The 14,394-nt window shown below is 58.5% G+C and carries 13 protein-coding genes; 4 read left to right on the top strand and 9 right to left on the bottom strand.

Translation table 11 applies throughout. From position 1 onward, the window contains the following. The 4 genes from GSQ91_RS04400 to GSQ91_RS04415 all read right to left on the bottom strand — a co-directional run. Positions 1-699: dienelactone hydrolase family protein (locus GSQ91_RS04400; RefSeq protein ID WP_158820026.1), on the bottom strand; the 699-nt coding region annotated here is incomplete at its 3' end. Positions 700-938: 239 nt separating this feature from the next. Beyond that, positions 939-1,379 (bottom strand): DUF4870 domain-containing protein, encoded by a 441-nt coding sequence (locus GSQ91_RS25655; RefSeq protein ID WP_158820027.1) that lies wholly within the window; start codon positions 1,377-1,379, stop codon positions 939-941. A gap of 142 nt (positions 1,380-1,521) precedes the next feature. Then, positions 1,522-2,277, bottom strand: a complete 756-nt coding sequence (locus GSQ91_RS04410; protein WP_158820028.1) for a TIGR00266 family protein — start codon at positions 2,275-2,277, stop codon at positions 1,522-1,524. A 199-nt stretch (positions 2,278-2,476) separates the two neighbouring features. Continuing rightward, on the bottom strand, positions 2,477-4,195 hold the full coding sequence (locus GSQ91_RS04415) for a coagulation factor 5/8 type domain-containing protein (RefSeq protein ID WP_254064354.1): 1,719 nt from the start codon (positions 4,193-4,195) through the stop codon (positions 2,477-2,479). Between the two features lie 87 nt (positions 4,196-4,282). On the opposite strand from GSQ91_RS04415, the gene pyrH reads away from it, so the two are divergent. Then, the gene (gene pyrH, locus GSQ91_RS04420) at positions 4,283-4,987 is read left to right on the top strand and encodes a UMP kinase (protein ID WP_158820029.1); all 705 of its coding nucleotides are present in this window, start codon (positions 4,283-4,285) and stop codon (positions 4,985-4,987) included. Between the two features lie 5 nt (positions 4,988-4,992). On the opposite strand, the gene GSQ91_RS04425 is transcribed toward pyrH, so the two are convergent. The 3 genes from GSQ91_RS04425 to GSQ91_RS04435 form a co-directional block, all read right to left on the bottom strand. Next, positions 4,993-6,024 (bottom strand): hypothetical protein, encoded by a 1,032-nt coding sequence (locus GSQ91_RS04425; protein ID WP_158820030.1) that lies wholly within the window; start codon positions 6,022-6,024, stop codon positions 4,993-4,995. Positions 6,025-6,195: 171 nt separating this feature from the next. Then, complete coding sequence (locus GSQ91_RS04430) at positions 6,196-7,446, bottom strand: acyltransferase (RefSeq protein ID WP_158820031.1); 1,251 nt, start codon at positions 7,444-7,446, stop codon at positions 6,196-6,198. A 110-nt stretch (positions 7,447-7,556) separates the two neighbouring features. After that, a complete protein-coding gene (locus GSQ91_RS04435) occupies positions 7,557-8,210 on the bottom strand; it encodes a DUF4230 domain-containing protein (protein WP_158820032.1) in 654 nt (217 codons plus the stop codon). Positions 8,211-8,679: 469 nt separating this feature from the next. Here GSQ91_RS04435 and GSQ91_RS04440 point away from each other — a divergent pair, with 469 nt between their 5' ends. Then, positions 8,680-9,207: a hypothetical protein gene (locus GSQ91_RS04440; protein ID WP_158820033.1), complete on the top strand. Its 528-nt coding sequence runs from the start codon at positions 8,680-8,682 to the stop codon at positions 9,205-9,207. A gap of 259 nt (positions 9,208-9,466) precedes the next feature. Here GSQ91_RS04440 and GSQ91_RS04445 read toward each other — a convergent pair whose 3' ends face one another. Beyond that, a complete protein-coding gene (locus GSQ91_RS04445; protein WP_158820034.1) occupies positions 9,467-11,095 on the bottom strand; it encodes an inorganic phosphate transporter in 1,629 nt (542 codons plus the stop codon). 182 nt (positions 11,096-11,277) lie between these two features. On the opposite strand from GSQ91_RS04445, the gene GSQ91_RS04450 reads away from it, so the two are divergent. Further along, the gene (locus GSQ91_RS04450; RefSeq protein WP_158820035.1) at positions 11,278-11,784 is read left to right on the top strand and encodes an O-acetyl-ADP-ribose deacetylase; all 507 of its coding nucleotides are present in this window, start codon (positions 11,278-11,280) and stop codon (positions 11,782-11,784) included. Between the two features lie 255 nt (positions 11,785-12,039). Here the strand turns inward: GSQ91_RS04450 and GSQ91_RS04455 are convergent, their stop codons facing one another. After that, positions 12,040-13,104, bottom strand: coding sequence for a purine nucleoside permease (locus GSQ91_RS04455; protein WP_254064355.1), 1,065 nt, complete (start codon positions 13,102-13,104; stop codon positions 12,040-12,042). 159 nt (positions 13,105-13,263) lie between these two features. On the opposite strand from GSQ91_RS04455, the gene GSQ91_RS04460 reads away from it, so the two are divergent. Then, positions 13,264-14,115 carry an aldo/keto reductase gene (locus GSQ91_RS04460; RefSeq protein ID WP_158820036.1) on the top strand — a complete coding sequence of 284 codons (852 nt, stop codon included), beginning with the start codon at positions 13,264-13,266 and terminating at the stop codon, positions 14,113-14,115. Positions 14,116-14,394: the final 279 nt, after the last annotated feature.

Here is a 14,394-nt window from a genome sequence, read left to right on the forward strand (position 1 = left end):
GGCCGGAGGCGGGGGGCCATAGAACACGAACGCCGCGTTCAGGTCTTTGCGATGGGTGGCAAATAGAAAGGTCTTGCCGCCGCCCCAGCAAAATCCCGCGACATACAATTTGCCGTTCGCCGAGGGCAGCTTCTTGCCGTAGTCCGCGGCGGCATCGAGGTCTCCCGTGACGACACTGGCATCCAGTGACGATACTGCTTTTACAACGGCATCCTGGTTGGGAAACGCCGCCGTGCCGCCGGGCGACATTGCCATATAGGCCGCGCCGGTTGTTGGCGCGGACATGTTCATGTGCGCGTGGTCTTCCGGCGTCGCCGTGCTGTTCGTGTCTGCGGCCTTTGGTTTCGTTGCGTCGCCTGGCAGCCCCGTCATCGGCGGCCCAAAGCCGCTTAGCAGATCTGGTTCGACCACGATGTAGCCGGCACCCGCGAGTTCATCGGCCATCTCTTTGGCCCAGTCGCTCTGGCCGAAGATCTCGTGGATCAGCACTACCACCGGGGCTTTGTCTTTGACCTCGGGGTATACGACGAACGCCTGCAGCGCGCGTCCACTCGGCTCTTTGATGGTGATGTACTCACCGTGCCGTGGGCTTTTGGAGAGCATCTGTTTGGCCCAGTCCTGGGCCACGCACGGAATAAGACATGTGCCCAACAGAGCGGCCGTTACAACAGCAGAGAAGGAGCGAAGGAGTCGTGTCATGCCAGCGAGTCTACTTGGCAAGTGCTTGCGGCTGCAATGCCGGGGCTGCATGCTGCGGGCGTTGCAAAAGCTTTGACGCAACGAGCGCGGCGGTCCGCAAAGGAACGCGACGGCATTTGTGTTTGGGAAAATGCTTCCCTAAGCACTACAGCCGTCGCGTATCGTAGCGAAACGTTGCGTCAAGATTCTTGTGGCACACCGCAGCAGAACGATGGCAGAACATGTCTTTGCAAGATCAGCTAGATCTGATAGCCGGACTGCTGTGCCGCGAAGTTTCCGATGACCGGTAGTTTGAACGCGCTACCCTGCGAAGCCTTGACGATGCAGAGGATCCAGGTCACCAGCAGAGCCAGAGAGCCGAGACCAAAGACGAGCCATCCCAGGATGGGAATGATGCCGATCACACCCAGGCAGAACCAGACAACGACTAACCCAATGCACTGGAAGGCATGGAACTTGATAAAGGGCTTCTGATTGTACGGCGCCATGACCAGGAAGATGATCGCCGGAATGATGGTGACATATGCCAGCGCGCCGGCAGCGTTATCACTCAGCCCTTCCCCCGAAGCCTGCGCCGGAGGAGGATATTGTGACGGTGGCGGCGGGTAGCTGGGGTTGGGGGTGCCCCAGGATGGGTCTGTGCCGGGCTGCTGTGGCTGGCCGTTCGGTGTCTCGTCCATGAACATTCTCCTCTGTAAGTTGCGCTAAATCTGTTTGCGAAGTAGGAGAGATTTGTACCACAATCAATTCTCAAAATTCGCGGTAATTCAGAACAATTCACAAATTCGAACAATTTTTCAGCCGAGCCCGAACGGCCCGCTTTTATCGGTCCAGCAGAGATCCAACGATTCCGCCAACAACTCCTGCAGTGCCCACGCGTTGGGAGCTGCCTTCGCTGGAGAGATAGGGTTGCAGGGCGTGGGCCATGTTGGCGAGTGGAAGAGTCTGCAGCCAGATGCGTCCCGGTCCGGTGAGTGCTGCGAGGAAGATGCCATCGCCCCCGAAGAACATGTTGCGAATGCCCTGGATGCGCGTGATTTGGAAGCTCACCGATGCCTGAAACGCACCGACGTGGCCCGGATGTACGCGCAGCGTCTCGCCGGGTTGCAGGTCGCGTATGACGACTTCGCCGCTCAACTCCAGCCAAGCTGTGCCATAACCCGAAACCTTCTGCAGCAGGAATCCGTCGCCGCCAAAGATACCCGCGCCCAGCGACTGTTGAAAGCCGACACCTAGCTGAATCTGCGGCGTAGCGCATAGAAACCCATGCCGATGGATCATGAACTCGTGCCCGGGGCCGACCTCGATGGGTACGATGTGCCCAGGGATCTTGGTTGCGAAGGCGACCTCGCCAGGATAGCCCTGCGCGGTGTACTCGGTCATGAACAGCGACCCGCCACCGGCCATGCGTTTGATTGCGCCGAAGAACCCGCCACCGCCCGCCATCTGCGTGTGCGTCGTCATCGCGATGGTCGCGGTCATCCAGCTCAGCTCGCCGGCTTCGGAGATAAGTGCCTCGCCTGGCTGCAGCAATGCCTCCAGCACTGGCATCGTGGTTCCTACAATTCTGCTTTGCATCTACGAATCCTTCCTTGCGACTGATTTTGGATGTTGCACAACATCGTACACTTGTGGCGCTTGCAAAAAAACGGGCTTGAGTTCTTTCTTAGCTGGTCCTACTTCCAGGGCTAAGTCCACGAATAGTAGTGTGAGGTATGGGTGGGATCGAAAAGAGCTACTTCACACGATTTGTGGAATTACCCCAAATCCGCCGACGCTATGGATAGTTTGTAACCTTAGGTGTTACTCGCGGGTCTGTCGCTGTTGCTCCGCCGGTTTTGTTGATGACGTTGCTGATCTCGCCCAGCTTGCCTAGAGCTACCGTAATCATGTGGTGAAATCGTACGCCGGGCTTCTCCGGCACCTCAATCGCGTGGCTCAATGTGACAGAGGGCTTTGTAAAGACGCTATAGATGCCGAGCCCCCACGCTTCATGCGCCGTCACGTTATCGGCAACCTTGTAGGAAGCCCACCCATTTACGCCTGGCGCGCTCGTATAGCTTGTCTGATTCGGCGGATCGTACGGAATCTCCGACTGATAGAAGTAGGTCCGTCCACGATTCCCATTCCACAGCACCTGGTACTCCTGGTGGTGTTCCACGAACAGTCCGTATACGGTCACATCGTTGCCATTCACGATGAGGCCGTTCGCGCTGAGATTCTTGTCCCAACCGACGCCTGTGCCGTGATCCGCGCGCCATATCCATGTGTGGTCGACGATAGTGTCGTTGCTGTTGATCGTGAGGTTGCTGTCTGTACGTCCCACCGCTGCGCCGCCCACACGAAAGAACACATCATGCAGCGAGATCGGGTTGTTACGGTGTCTCGTCTTGCTGCCTGCCGGTCCCACCTCCAGAAGAACAGGAGACTTTGTGGCTCCCGCATCGAAGAGCAGCCCCGCGATGATGATGCCGTCGGCATCCGCAGTCGTCATCGCCGCATTGCCTTGTGTTGGCCGGAGTGTTGCGAATCCCAGCCCCATCACCACGGTATCCGCCCGCGTTACGTGCAGAGCCTCGCTCAACTCGTAAATACCCGGCGTCAGCAATAGATGTTTGCCCTTCGCTAGTTGGGCATTGATGGTGGCTGCGGTATCGCGGTCTGCACGCGCGATATAAAACTCGTTCAGCGGAATCGTCTTTCCCGGCGTTACACCTGCGCGCCATGTGATGCCTTCACTGTTCCTGCGCAGCTGCGGCACGCGCACACTGTAGTTGCCCTTCGCATCCACCTGAAGAAATGGCTTCTCTCGAACCACCGGCGTCTGCGCGATCTTTGTAAACGGAGGCTTGGGCCATTCTCCCTCCGGAGCCCCGACCAGGCCGACGAACACCATGTTCCAGTTCGATCCGGTCCACTTCTGCCACTCGCTATTCCGTGCAATCCACTGTTGTTGTGGTCCGGCGTTCACGGTGCCGTCGATCAGGTCATCGGACATCCACCCACCACTGGCCCAGCCGCCATTCTTATGCAGCACCATGTCGCCGTGGATGTGCATTCGCCGGAAGGGGGCAGCCTGAGATACAGCCCAGCGCATGGTGCCGCCAGCCGGAGTCACGCTAAAACCTTCGGCTGTTCGCCAGAATGTTACCGTCGCGTTGGTCCCGCGTACGGGCTCGGCATGCACATCGCCTGCAATCCGGACATCGTCGGGCGACGCTCCCAACCCGATCGCCTCGGTATAAAACCCAATGGGTACGTCTACCTTGTATTCGCCAGGCAGGAAGAGAAGGGCATTGCGCTCCGGACCGAACTCATTCCTCTGCTGCACGGCGTACACCTTATCGATCTGCGCCTGAATATCCTTTGGCAGCATGGATGGGCTGAACACCTGGACGTTCGGCCCGAAATCGGGCGTCGGCTGCTGTGCGATCACCGACACACTGACCCCTGCGAACATCCCCAGAAGGAGCCCGACTCCAGTCAATTTACTCATGGTCATAAATTACCCTTCGCGCCTACTATATCTCGTAGGCGATGGGCTCTTGCGACCGCGTCAACATGCGATACTGACCAATAGCATATGTATAAACGTATCCTCCTCAAGCTCTCCGGAGAAGCCCTGGCCGCAGGCCGTGGTTTCGGCGTCGACGCTGTCTTTGTAAACGCGATTGCCAATGAGATCGCCGAGGTCGCCCGCACTGGCTGTCAGATTGCCATTGTCGTGGGCGGCGGTAACTTCTTCCGCGGTGTTGCCGAGCAGGCCGTGCACATGGATCGCGTCGCCGCGGACCACATGGGCATGTTGTCTACGGTCATCAATGCGATTGCCTTGCAGGACGCTATCGAAAAGACCGGCCTCTTCTGTCGTGTGATGAGCGCGATTGCGATGCACCAGGTCGCAGAGCCTTACATTCGTCGCCGCGCGATTCGGCATCTGGAGAAGGGCCGTATCATCATCTTCGCCGCAGGTACCGGCAATCCCTACTTTTCGACGGACACCGCGGCCAGCCTGCGGGCGATGGAGATCGGTGCCGAGGTTCTGCTCAAGGCCACCAGCGTTGACGGCATCTACACTGCCGATCCCAAGACGAATCCTGATGCCGTTAAGTTCGAAGAGATCACCTACATGGACATCCTCAAACTTGGCCTCAAGGTCATGGATACGACGGCGGTGTCACTGTGCAAGGACAACAGCCTGCCGATGATCATCTTCAGCATGCGCGAGAAGGGCAATATCGCACGCGTGGTGCAGGGCGAAAAGCTGGGCTCGCTGGTGACTGCGTAGAGCGGCTATTTTTTTACGCCAGTAGCTGCAGGTTCTTTCGCCAGAAAGCCCGTGTTGTGGGCGTATCCGTCGAATAGCGCAGAGAACGTTTCGTTCGATGCGGCGTTCGTCAGCACATAGTGTCCAGAGTCGGTTGTGGTGGACCACGTGTCCGCACCCGTGGCCGCATCTACTGTCAGTGTTCCCGGCGCGCTCTGTGTGAAGTAGGTTGTTCCCTCATAGGCCAGGCCTCGCGCCGCGAACAGTGCGGAGAGCATGTCCCACATCGGACGCTGGTCGGTTTCGGCAAGCTGCAGTGCGTAGCGTGTGGGATTGACTGTGGGAGACGCTGTGGCTGGAGCTCCTGCCAGTATGTAAAGTCCATTCGCAAAGCCGTTCAGATAGACAGGCGGATAGCCGTTCTGTCGCGTCCACTGTGCAAAGAGCTTGTGGAAGCCAGGCGCATCGCACTCGAAGTTCCATTCGGTGCCGGTTGGATATTTACCGCCCATTACGGAGAGCATCTTTACCTTCTGCTTAACTAGCTCCGCGCCGCTCAAAGGGCTGGTTGCATCGGCGGGGCTTGCGAGTAACTGATTGAGGCATGTCGCGAAGCCGGTCTCCACGATAGCTACGCTATGCTTCGGCTGCTGTGCCAGTGCACTGCGATAGACTGCAACGCAGTTGGGGTAATGGGAGCGCGTGTCGCCGGGATCGAAGCGAGCTACTAGCTTTTCGGTCCACTTACTTTCGTTGCAGGCGTCCTTCTTGCAGAGTGCATTTGCGGGTTCGCTGCTCTGGTTGGCACCGATTGGTGTTTGCGGATGTCCGGCGTAGTTGGCGAAGAGTTTTAGTGTGGGAGCCGAAAGCGGATTGGCTGAGTTGGCGACCATCGCGAGAATTCTGATCTCGCCGCGATCGGCGAGTGCGTGCAGGATGGGCAACGTCGCCACGCAATCGACGTCCTGAGAACAATCGTCGTCGTAGATGAGCCGCTGCTGGGCCGAGGCCGAGGCATGGAACAGCAGGAGAAAACAGAGGACGATCCAAACACGCATAGACATTCTCCGGGACGGTTTTACGGTAACACCAAGACTCTTAGTGTACGGAACCGTGAGCGGAAGTTGGAGCTTCTTCTGGAACGCGCTTCGCGCTATGCCTGCATAGTGTTCAGAGGTTAAATCAACCGACTACTATTTCATTCTTCGACGAACTAACGAGCCAGGACACTAACCTATCGCCACGGCTGCGCGTTCTTTTTGTGCTGCGCGTTTCTTCTTCCACCAAGCCCCAATCGCCACCTGTGCTGGATGCTCCACGAACTTTCTCGCGGCAAGGGCCAGCAGCACGACGAAGACATACGAGATCCATGGATCGAAGCGTTGTACGTGCAGACGCTCCGGTATGTGGTTCAGGTGCAGCAGAAGAAATACGTTGAAGTGCAACAGGTAGAGGCAGTAGGTCGAAGCGCCAATGGTTACCAGCGGTCGAATTGAAAATACTCGTGCCAGCGGGCTGGGGCCGGCGAGTCCGAGGATAATCGCACCGAAGATCGGTGTCAGCAGGCCGCCGTGGATCATGATGTAGGGCAGCCGTGTTACGAGGTGATAGGTCACAAACCATGCTGCCGTGAAGCCGCACAGGCCAAGAATCATGCGTCCGCGCACGCCTAGTTTTGCGGCCTCATGCAGACGTCCCAGCGTCAACCCTGCGAGGAAGGTGCAGACGTAGGGCAGCGGTGTGTACTTCAGCGTGTTGATCCAGAACCCATCGCTGTAGCGGTCGGCCATGTGTCCGAGGTGATCGGGATCGTGCAGGACATAGATCGAGTGCGGAATCAGTCCGATGACCCACAGCACAGCGAGCATGGCCAGCAGTTTGCCCCAGCTTCGCGGCCAGCGCAGGCGCATGAGCCAGGGGAATGCGATATAGAGCATCACCTCGCACGAGAGCGTCCACGTGACGGTGTTCCAGAACGTGGCCAGGCGCGGGAAGCAGCCCTGCAGCAACAGCGGTGTCAGGATCGCGCCCTCGTAGAACTGGGTGTGCGAACGAACGTGCCACTCTCCGATGAGCATGGGAATGGAGATGATGAGGGTTAACACGTAGACCGGGTACAGCCGCGAAAAACGCGCCATCCAAAAATCGACGGCGTTCAGCGGTGTGGGACGGTCCGCATAGTTGTAGGCGAGGATGAAGCCGGAGATCAAAAAGAAGAAGCTGACGAAGACATAGCCGATATCGATGAGCGGATACAGCGACAGCCAGGGGTGAGCCTCCCAGCGCAGGCCTGACGGCGTGAAGTGGAAGAGCAGGATCGTCAACGCCAGCAGCGTGCGGACGCCTGTGAGCGCTGGCAGCGCTGGCTTGCGCTCGCTGCGGACCTGAGCGGGTTGCAGGGCTGCAGCGGCTTCTCCCGTGGAGGTGGGAGCGGCTGGGAAGGTCGTTGGAGCGATCGGGGCCGGGGCTAGCTGATTCATGCAATGCATCCCGCAGGATGTTGGGGGTACGCTTCTGTGTCAGGCAAAGTTTCTAGGGCGTGTGGCGCGGTTTCGGAGAGGCGCCGGTCGATTGGGGTGATTCGCACTCGCTACTTCACCTCGACGTGCTCAAAGCCGAGGCCTTCAAGCATGGCTGTTACGGTTGTCCGCGCGTTCTTCGACGCTGTGTCGAGAATGCCGTCGGAGAGTGCTGCTGTCTGCAACTGTTGCTGTGCCTTGGCGCGCGTCTGGCTTTCGAGGTTGGGGTCGGCTGGAACCAGCAGGCCTGTGTCGCGTGAATACACTCGCGTATGGGCGTTGTCGATGGTGGTAAGAAATACCTGCGAAGGCGGCAGCGTCAGCTTGATCGAACGCTCGCCGGTGCCTTCGGTAATCTGTACGTCCTCTGGTTTCATCTGGCTCAAGTCGACGCCTGCGATCGTTTGCCCTTGCACGATCATCAGGATGCGGTCTCCTGCCAGCGCGTCGGGAAGAATCGGGTTTGACTTGTCTCCTTCCACTACCGTGTCCAGCGAATAGATGACGCTCTCCAGGCGGTTTAACCGCTGAATTCTTTCAATCACCATCGGAGCGGAGACGATGTTCAACGGCCTGCCGGTGATGAGGGACGCCAGCTTGCCGGGGAAGCCCTGCCGGGCATGATGGACGAACATCCCCAGTGCCACAGCGCCAAGTATGAGCGCCAGTACCAGGGCAGAAAAGATCCCGGGGCCGCGCCGGCCATAGTCGTACTGCGTCGTCATTCAGTCTCCCGAACTGTTGCTTTCATCATCGCAATAGTATCGTGTTGAATCGATTTTTCTGTTCGTCCTTTCCGATTTCCGTTCCGTACGACTAATGGACGATATAAGTGAGATGCAGGTTCCAGCTGTCGGTGCACTTATTGCAGACTTCGCAATGGGTGTTTCACGCAATTTACCTCAGCGCCGTCATTCTGAGAGTGGCATCTCGCGTTTTTGCGAGATGCTCAGGGGCCAGACTAAGGAGTCGATCCTGAAAAACCAACAAGGTCCCTATAAAACCTGATGAAAAGGGGTATTTGTTGATCTAGAATTTCCCCAAAGTCGTAGCAGAATGTGCTGGAAACTGGTAGAAAAACGATGCGGCCCAAGGGCGAACCAGATCAGCCACAGTGTGAGATGCAGGCAACGAGCACCATTGTTCACATCGGTGTCTCACACGCACTGGTGCCGAAGTTAGCTAGGTGTAGCCATGATTGATCTGGTCGATTACAAGATACTGGCCCATACTTCGCGACTGCTCGTCGTGGAAACTCCCACTTCGTACCAGTATCTGGCAATGATCTACCTGTTCCTTGTTCCCGTGCTCGCCGGTGGCGCCCTCTTTCTTTATTTCCGCGGGATCAACAGTCCCTCCGTCTCGCAGCGCCTTCGCCTCTTCATTTGCGTCGGCGTACCTGTCTTGTGTCTGCTTCCCGGCCTGGTGCTGGCGGATGTGACTCACCGCATGACACTCTCACGAGACACTGGCTCCGGTGTCTTCGTGACGCGGCTTGTCGGCCTTACCCTTCATACGCGAACAGTGAAGTTGTCGGACATCGATAGTTGCGTTGTGGCGTATGACCGCGGTGTCCCTGTCCTTAGACTCGTGCTCACCAATGGCCTCACAATGCGGCCGCTTGCCTTCGGTTCCGACCCAACTGTCGGAATCCAGCAAGTGCAATCCGTGATTTCGAAGTTTCTTGCGCAGGAATCAGAGACATCTCAGGAGTCCCCTTAGAACTCGGTGACCAAGCAATATTCAACAGGCATCCGCGCCGCTGTAATGATCGTGGCAACAGCGATCCTGTGCTCTCTGACTCAACCCGAAGATCCCTTTGCAGGCTGGACCAAATCTATGGACTCCAACATACTTTCAAATACGTCCCGGCATCTAATCTAAGGAGTTTTGCACCCCAGCATCTCCTTTGACGCGGCAGGCCCTCGTTAAAGAAAACTGCGGTAGCCGAGGCTACCGCAGTTCGCGATTGCAGCTGAGATTAGCCAGCGATCTTGTTGAACAGGAAGAAGAGGCAACCCGAGAGTGTCGCTGCTGCGGGAAGGGTAAAGACCCAGGCAAGGGCGATGTCGCGAACCGTCGACATCTGCAGGCCGCTGCCGCTGGATGCCATCGTTCCGGCGATGCCGGAGCTAAGCACATGAGTTGTGCTTACCGGTGCCCCGTAGGTGTCGGCAAGCCAAATGGTGATCATGGCGGTAATCTCAGCGGCAGCGCCCTGTGCGTAAGTCAGGTGCGTCTTGCCGATCTTCTCGCCGACGGTGACGACGATGCGCTTCCAGCCGATCATGGTGCCGAGGCCGAGGGCCAGAGCGACGGCAACCTTCACCCAGGTCGGAATGAACTTGGTCGACTTGTCGAGGAACTTCTTATAGTTGGCGAGGACCGCAGTGTCGCCGGCCGAGAGCTTGGGGCCGAACTTGGGCAGCAGGGTGAGGGTCGCGCTGGTCAAGTACATCTGGTTGCGGACGTTGGCCTGCATCTCGGCGGGTACGTTGCTGAGCGAACCGTAGCCGGTGGCTTCGTTGCGGATGTCGGTGACCATCTGCTCGAGGGCGAGCGTGGTCTCCGGCTGATACTTGTGATCGGTGACAAAGCGCTCGAGTTCGGCCTGTGCGTCGCCAACAACGGCGTTGGGGTCTTCGTAGTTGTGGAGCGCGCCGGCTACCTGGGTGGAGACAGCGGCGAAGGTTTGTACTTCGCCCTTGCCGACGGTGTGGTTGAGCGCGTAGGCCGTGGGAACGGTGCCGACGAGGATGAGCATGATGAGGCCCATGCCCTTCTGGCCGTCGTTGGATCCGTGGAAGTAGCTGACGCCGCCGCAGGTGAGGATGAGCAGTGCGCGGATGTAGAACGGTGGCGGCGCGGTGCCTTCAGGCGCCTTGTAGAGGCGCGGATCGCGGGCGACCAGCTTGAAGAGGAAGAAGAGCGCGGCGGCCATGGCAAAGCCGACGAGCGGAGAGACCAGCAGAGCCTTGAAGACCTTGGTGACCTGATCCATATCCACGCCGCTGACGCCGGACCGGCCATGAATGAGCTGGTTGGCAACGCCGACGCCGATGACCGATCCGATCATGGTGTGTGAGCTGGAGGCGGGCAAGCCTCTCCACCAGGTGGCGAGGTTCCAGAGGATGGCTGCAACCAGCAGGGCGAAGACCATCGCAAAGCCCGAGCCCTTGCTGACCTTCAGAATCAGTTCAACGGGCAGCAGTTGAACGATGGCATAGGCCACGGTGCCTGAGCTCAGAAGTACACCGATGAAGTTGAGGATGCCGGAGTAGACCACGGCGATGTGAGGCTCTAGCGAGTGCGTGTAGATGCAGGTGGCGACGGCGTTCGCTGTGTCGTGGAAGCCGTTGACGAACTCAAAGCCAAGCGCGATGAAGAGCGCGATACCCAACAGGATGAACGGAAATACTGACGCGGAGTGGACGACCGAAAGGTCCGAGCTCAAATGCGTTCCGATGTAGATCAAGCCTGCGACCAGCATGATGCCGAAGATGATTGCGCCCCACTTTCCGGGGGACGACTTCGACAGTTTGGCATCGAGCATGGAGCCTTGCGCGGAGCTTGAGGCTAGAACGGAAGCTTCGGATACGGGAGTTGCCATGTTGGGTCGCCTTGCGAAGTTCTGTCGAGGATAGATGCTAGTTGTCTCCAGCCTAGACCGCCGATTGGGCCTATAAATGAAAACCACGTTAACTTTTGATGAGTGGATGAGCTTACCAGTGAGTGTGGAAATCGCGTCCGGATAGGGGGCGGCATCTCAGTTCGGGAGTGCAGGGGGGTGCGATGGCCGAATTGAAGGTCAAAAGAGGAGACATTACCAAGCTTCAAGTGGACGCTATCGTCAATGCTGCCAACAGTTCGCTGCTTGGTGGAGGGGGTGTGGACGGGGCGATCCACCGTGCGGCGGGTCCGGATCTGGTGGAGGCCTGCCGAAGGCTGCATGGCTGCAAGACCGGAGATGCGAAGGCGACGCCGGGGTTTCGGCTGCCGGCCAGATGGGTTTTCCACGCAGTAGGGCCGGTTTGGAACGGCGGCGGCCTGGGCGAGCCGGAGAAGCTGGCCAGCTGCTATCGGCGGTGTCTTGAACTGGCCCGAGAGCATGGTGTGCGGACGATGGCGTTCCCGGCGATCTCGACTGGGATCTATCGGTATCCGAAAGAGCTGGCCGCGGATATTGCCGTGCGGGTGTGTCGGGAGCTGGCAGAGGCGTGCGGTGTGGAGAGGGTAGAGTTTTGTTGCTTTGGCGAGGAGATGGCTGAGGTGTATGAGCGGGTGTTGGGTGGGATTTAAAGCATCTTCTCGGATAGTTTAGCGAGGTCTTCTTCGGATCTATTCCTACTTTGTCATCTCGACCGGAGCATGATGGTTTTATCGTCATGCGTAGCGGAGAGACCTGCAGCTTGCTCGTATCAGCACGATTGCCTATTCCAGCAAACTGCAGGTCTCTCCACTGCGGCGGCAAAGGACGCCTCCTCCGGTCGAGATGACAGATTTAGGGTAGGTCAAAAAAAGCTTGCTTTTCATCGCACTCATCGTGAAGCCGCTTTAATTCCCTGGAATGTGGCTGTAGGTCGTATCCCAGTGCGCGAGGAGGTTGTGCAGCACCGTGCTGCCGCAGAGCCAGGCGGACTCCAAGGCGAGCTTGGTGCCGATGTAAGGCGCGGTGACTGACTCGACGGCATCGTGGCCGGGCCGCTGCATAGAGTAGTTGCTGCCTGTGCGCAGCACCATCACGCGGTTCGGGTCGACACGGTGCATGGGAGCGAGGCGTTCGATCGCGTTCATGAAGCCGGAGTCTTCCATCTCGGTCATCACGAAGGTGCCCTTGCCGCCGGTGTAGAGCTTGACCCAGTCCTCGGCGTACTGGGTCATGATCTTGCCGTGCCAGTAGTAGTCGGAGGCGAAGGTGTCGCCGATGAGGACGAAGGGCGGCCGCTGAGCGTTTGGATAACCGGTGAAGCCCTTGCGGAACTCCGCGACGGTGGGGTCATCGCCAAGGCTGAGGTCCTTGGTCTGAGCGAAGGCCCAGGCGGCGAGCTTAGGGTTCAGCGGGTAGAGATTCGAGTGCATCCACGTGGCTGCAGGCACAGTGGCTGGTTTCGGAGCGTGTGCTCCGTTGGGAAAGATGCCGTAGGGCCAGTCGGCGGGGGCCTCGCGCGGGTCGATCTCGCGGGCGACGTCGTTGACGACGTAGTTGGCCCAGGCGGCTGAGCCGATCGAAGCGCTGTTGGGGTCGACGCCCGCGATGCCGTTGATCAGGATGTAGGCGTGGCTGAGATCGAAGCGCGGATCGAGGCCCAGCGCCATCATGGAGGCGCTGGAGTTTACCAGCGTCGTTCCGCTGACCATGCCGAGGATAGTGTGTTCGGGATTGGTGCGCAGCGGGTGCACGCCGCCGGGGAAGTCGATGACCTCGGTCAGGTGTTCGCGTTCGACCCAGAACTGAAATTCGCCGGGGAAGTCGCCGGTGTCGTTGCCGACCTCAAAGGTAGCGATGACGACGGCGCGAATCGGCCAGGGCTTGGCTTCAGATTTGGCCTGGGCCGCAGGAGTGAGAAGCATCGCAAAAAGAAAGAGGACAACCGAGACACGAAGGGCGTGTGCGCGCAAGCGGGGCTCCTGAGGGAGGGAATGGCGTTTATGTGTTCAGACTAATGCATTTGCTTTCTTGAAGGAGCCGCTAATCGATAGCCGGAGAAGAAAGGCTGGCATCGAGTGACGCCCGGAAAGCATCAGAAAGTGGCAACAGAGTGTTGCCTGGAGAAGACAATGAGCACAGTGCAGAAGACGTTCAAGATTGGTGGCGACCTGGAAGTGAACCGCCTCGGCTATGGGGCGATGCGGCTGACCGGCAAGGGTATCTGGGGTGAGCCTGTGGATGCGGAAGAGGCTAAGCGCGTTCTGAAGCGCGCGGTAGCGCTGGGTGTGAACTTCTTTGATACGGCTGATAGCTACGGGCCGGACGTAAGCGAACGCCTGATCGGTGAGGCCCTCTCCCCCTATGCCAAGGGCGTAGTGGTTGCGACCAAGGCCGGTTTGACCAGGCAGGGGCCCGACCAGTGGCTGCCTGTGGGGCGTCCCGAGTATCTGACGCAGCAGGTTGAGATGAGCCTGCGTCGGCTGAAGACCGACACCATCGATCTATGGCAGTTGCATAGGATCGATGCGAAGGTGCCGGTAGAGGAGTCTCTGGGAGAGATTGCCAAGCTGCAGAAGGCAGGCAAGATTCGGCACATCGGCTTGAGCGAGGTGAAGCCGAAGGAGATTGAGCAGGCACGCAAGGTAGTCGAGATCGTCAGCGTGCAGAACATGTACAACGTCGGCGACAGGCAGCACGAGGACGTGCTCGAGTACTGCGAAAAAGAAGGCCTGGCTTTCATTCCGTGGTTCCCAGTGGCTGCCGGGAAGCTGGCTCAGCCAGGCGGCAAGCTGGATGAGTTGGCGAAGAAGCATGGAGCGACTGTGTCGCAGATCTCGCTGGCATGGCTGTTGCATCGCAGCCCGGTGATGCTGCCAATCCCTGGAACATCGTCGGTTGCGCACCTTGAAGAGAACCTGAAGGCTGCGGAGATCTCGCTGTCGGATGACGAGCTGAAAGAGATCGAGACGGCGGCGAAGTAATCTAAGGCTCGTTGAGATGCGATGTGTATGGGCCGCGGTAAACGTGGCCTATGCACTTCGCAAGATTTTTGATTTAGATCCCACACATACTGTGTCATCTCGACCGAAGGCGGCGTTCTTTGCCGCCGTAGTGGAGAGACCTGCAGCTTGTTCGTACCGGCACTATCGCCTGCGCGGACAAGCTGCAGGTCTCTCCACTACGCATGACGATAAAACCATCATGCTCCGGTCGAGATGACAGTTCTGTGGTGGTTCATCTACACACCACACCTGCGGTAG

Source organism: Granulicella sp. S156 (assembly GCF_009766105.1).
Taxonomy (GTDB): domain Bacteria; phylum Acidobacteriota; class Terriglobia; order Terriglobales; family Acidobacteriaceae; genus Granulicella.

Bases quoted from the DNA above. Each gene is read 5' to 3' on its own strand.
- GSQ91_RS25655 (WP_158820027.1), bottom strand. From the start codon at position 1,379: ATGGACGAGACACCGAACGGCCAGCCACAGCAGCCCGGCACAGACCCA.
- GSQ91_RS04410 (WP_158820028.1), bottom strand. From the start codon at position 2,277: ATGCAAAGCAGAATTGTAGGAACCACGATGCCAGTGCTGGAGGCATTG.
- GSQ91_RS04415 (WP_254064354.1), bottom strand. From the start codon at position 4,195: ATGAGTAAATTGACTGGAGTCGGGCTCCTTCTGGGGATGTTCGCAGGG.
- pyrH (WP_158820029.1), top strand. From the start codon at position 4,283: ATGTATAAACGTATCCTCCTCAAGCTCTCCGGAGAAGCCCTGGCCGCA.
- GSQ91_RS04425 (WP_158820030.1), bottom strand. From the start codon at position 6,024: ATGCGTGTTTGGATCGTCCTCTGTTTTCTCCTGCTGTTCCATGCCTCG.
- GSQ91_RS04430 (WP_158820031.1), bottom strand. From the start codon at position 7,446: ATGAATCAGCTAGCCCCGGCCCCGATCGCTCCAACGACCTTCCCAGCC.
- GSQ91_RS04435 (WP_158820032.1), bottom strand. From the start codon at position 8,210: ATGACGACGCAGTACGACTATGGCCGGCGCGGCCCCGGGATCTTTTCT.
- GSQ91_RS04440 (WP_158820033.1), top strand. From the start codon at position 8,680: ATGATTGATCTGGTCGATTACAAGATACTGGCCCATACTTCGCGACTG.
- GSQ91_RS04445 (WP_158820034.1), bottom strand. From the start codon at position 11,095: ATGGCAACTCCCGTATCCGAAGCTTCCGTTCTAGCCTCAAGCTCCGCG.
- GSQ91_RS04450 (WP_158820035.1), top strand. From the start codon at position 11,278: ATGGCCGAATTGAAGGTCAAAAGAGGAGACATTACCAAGCTTCAAGTG.
- GSQ91_RS04460 (WP_158820036.1), top strand. From the start codon at position 13,264: ATGAGCACAGTGCAGAAGACGTTCAAGATTGGTGGCGACCTGGAAGTG.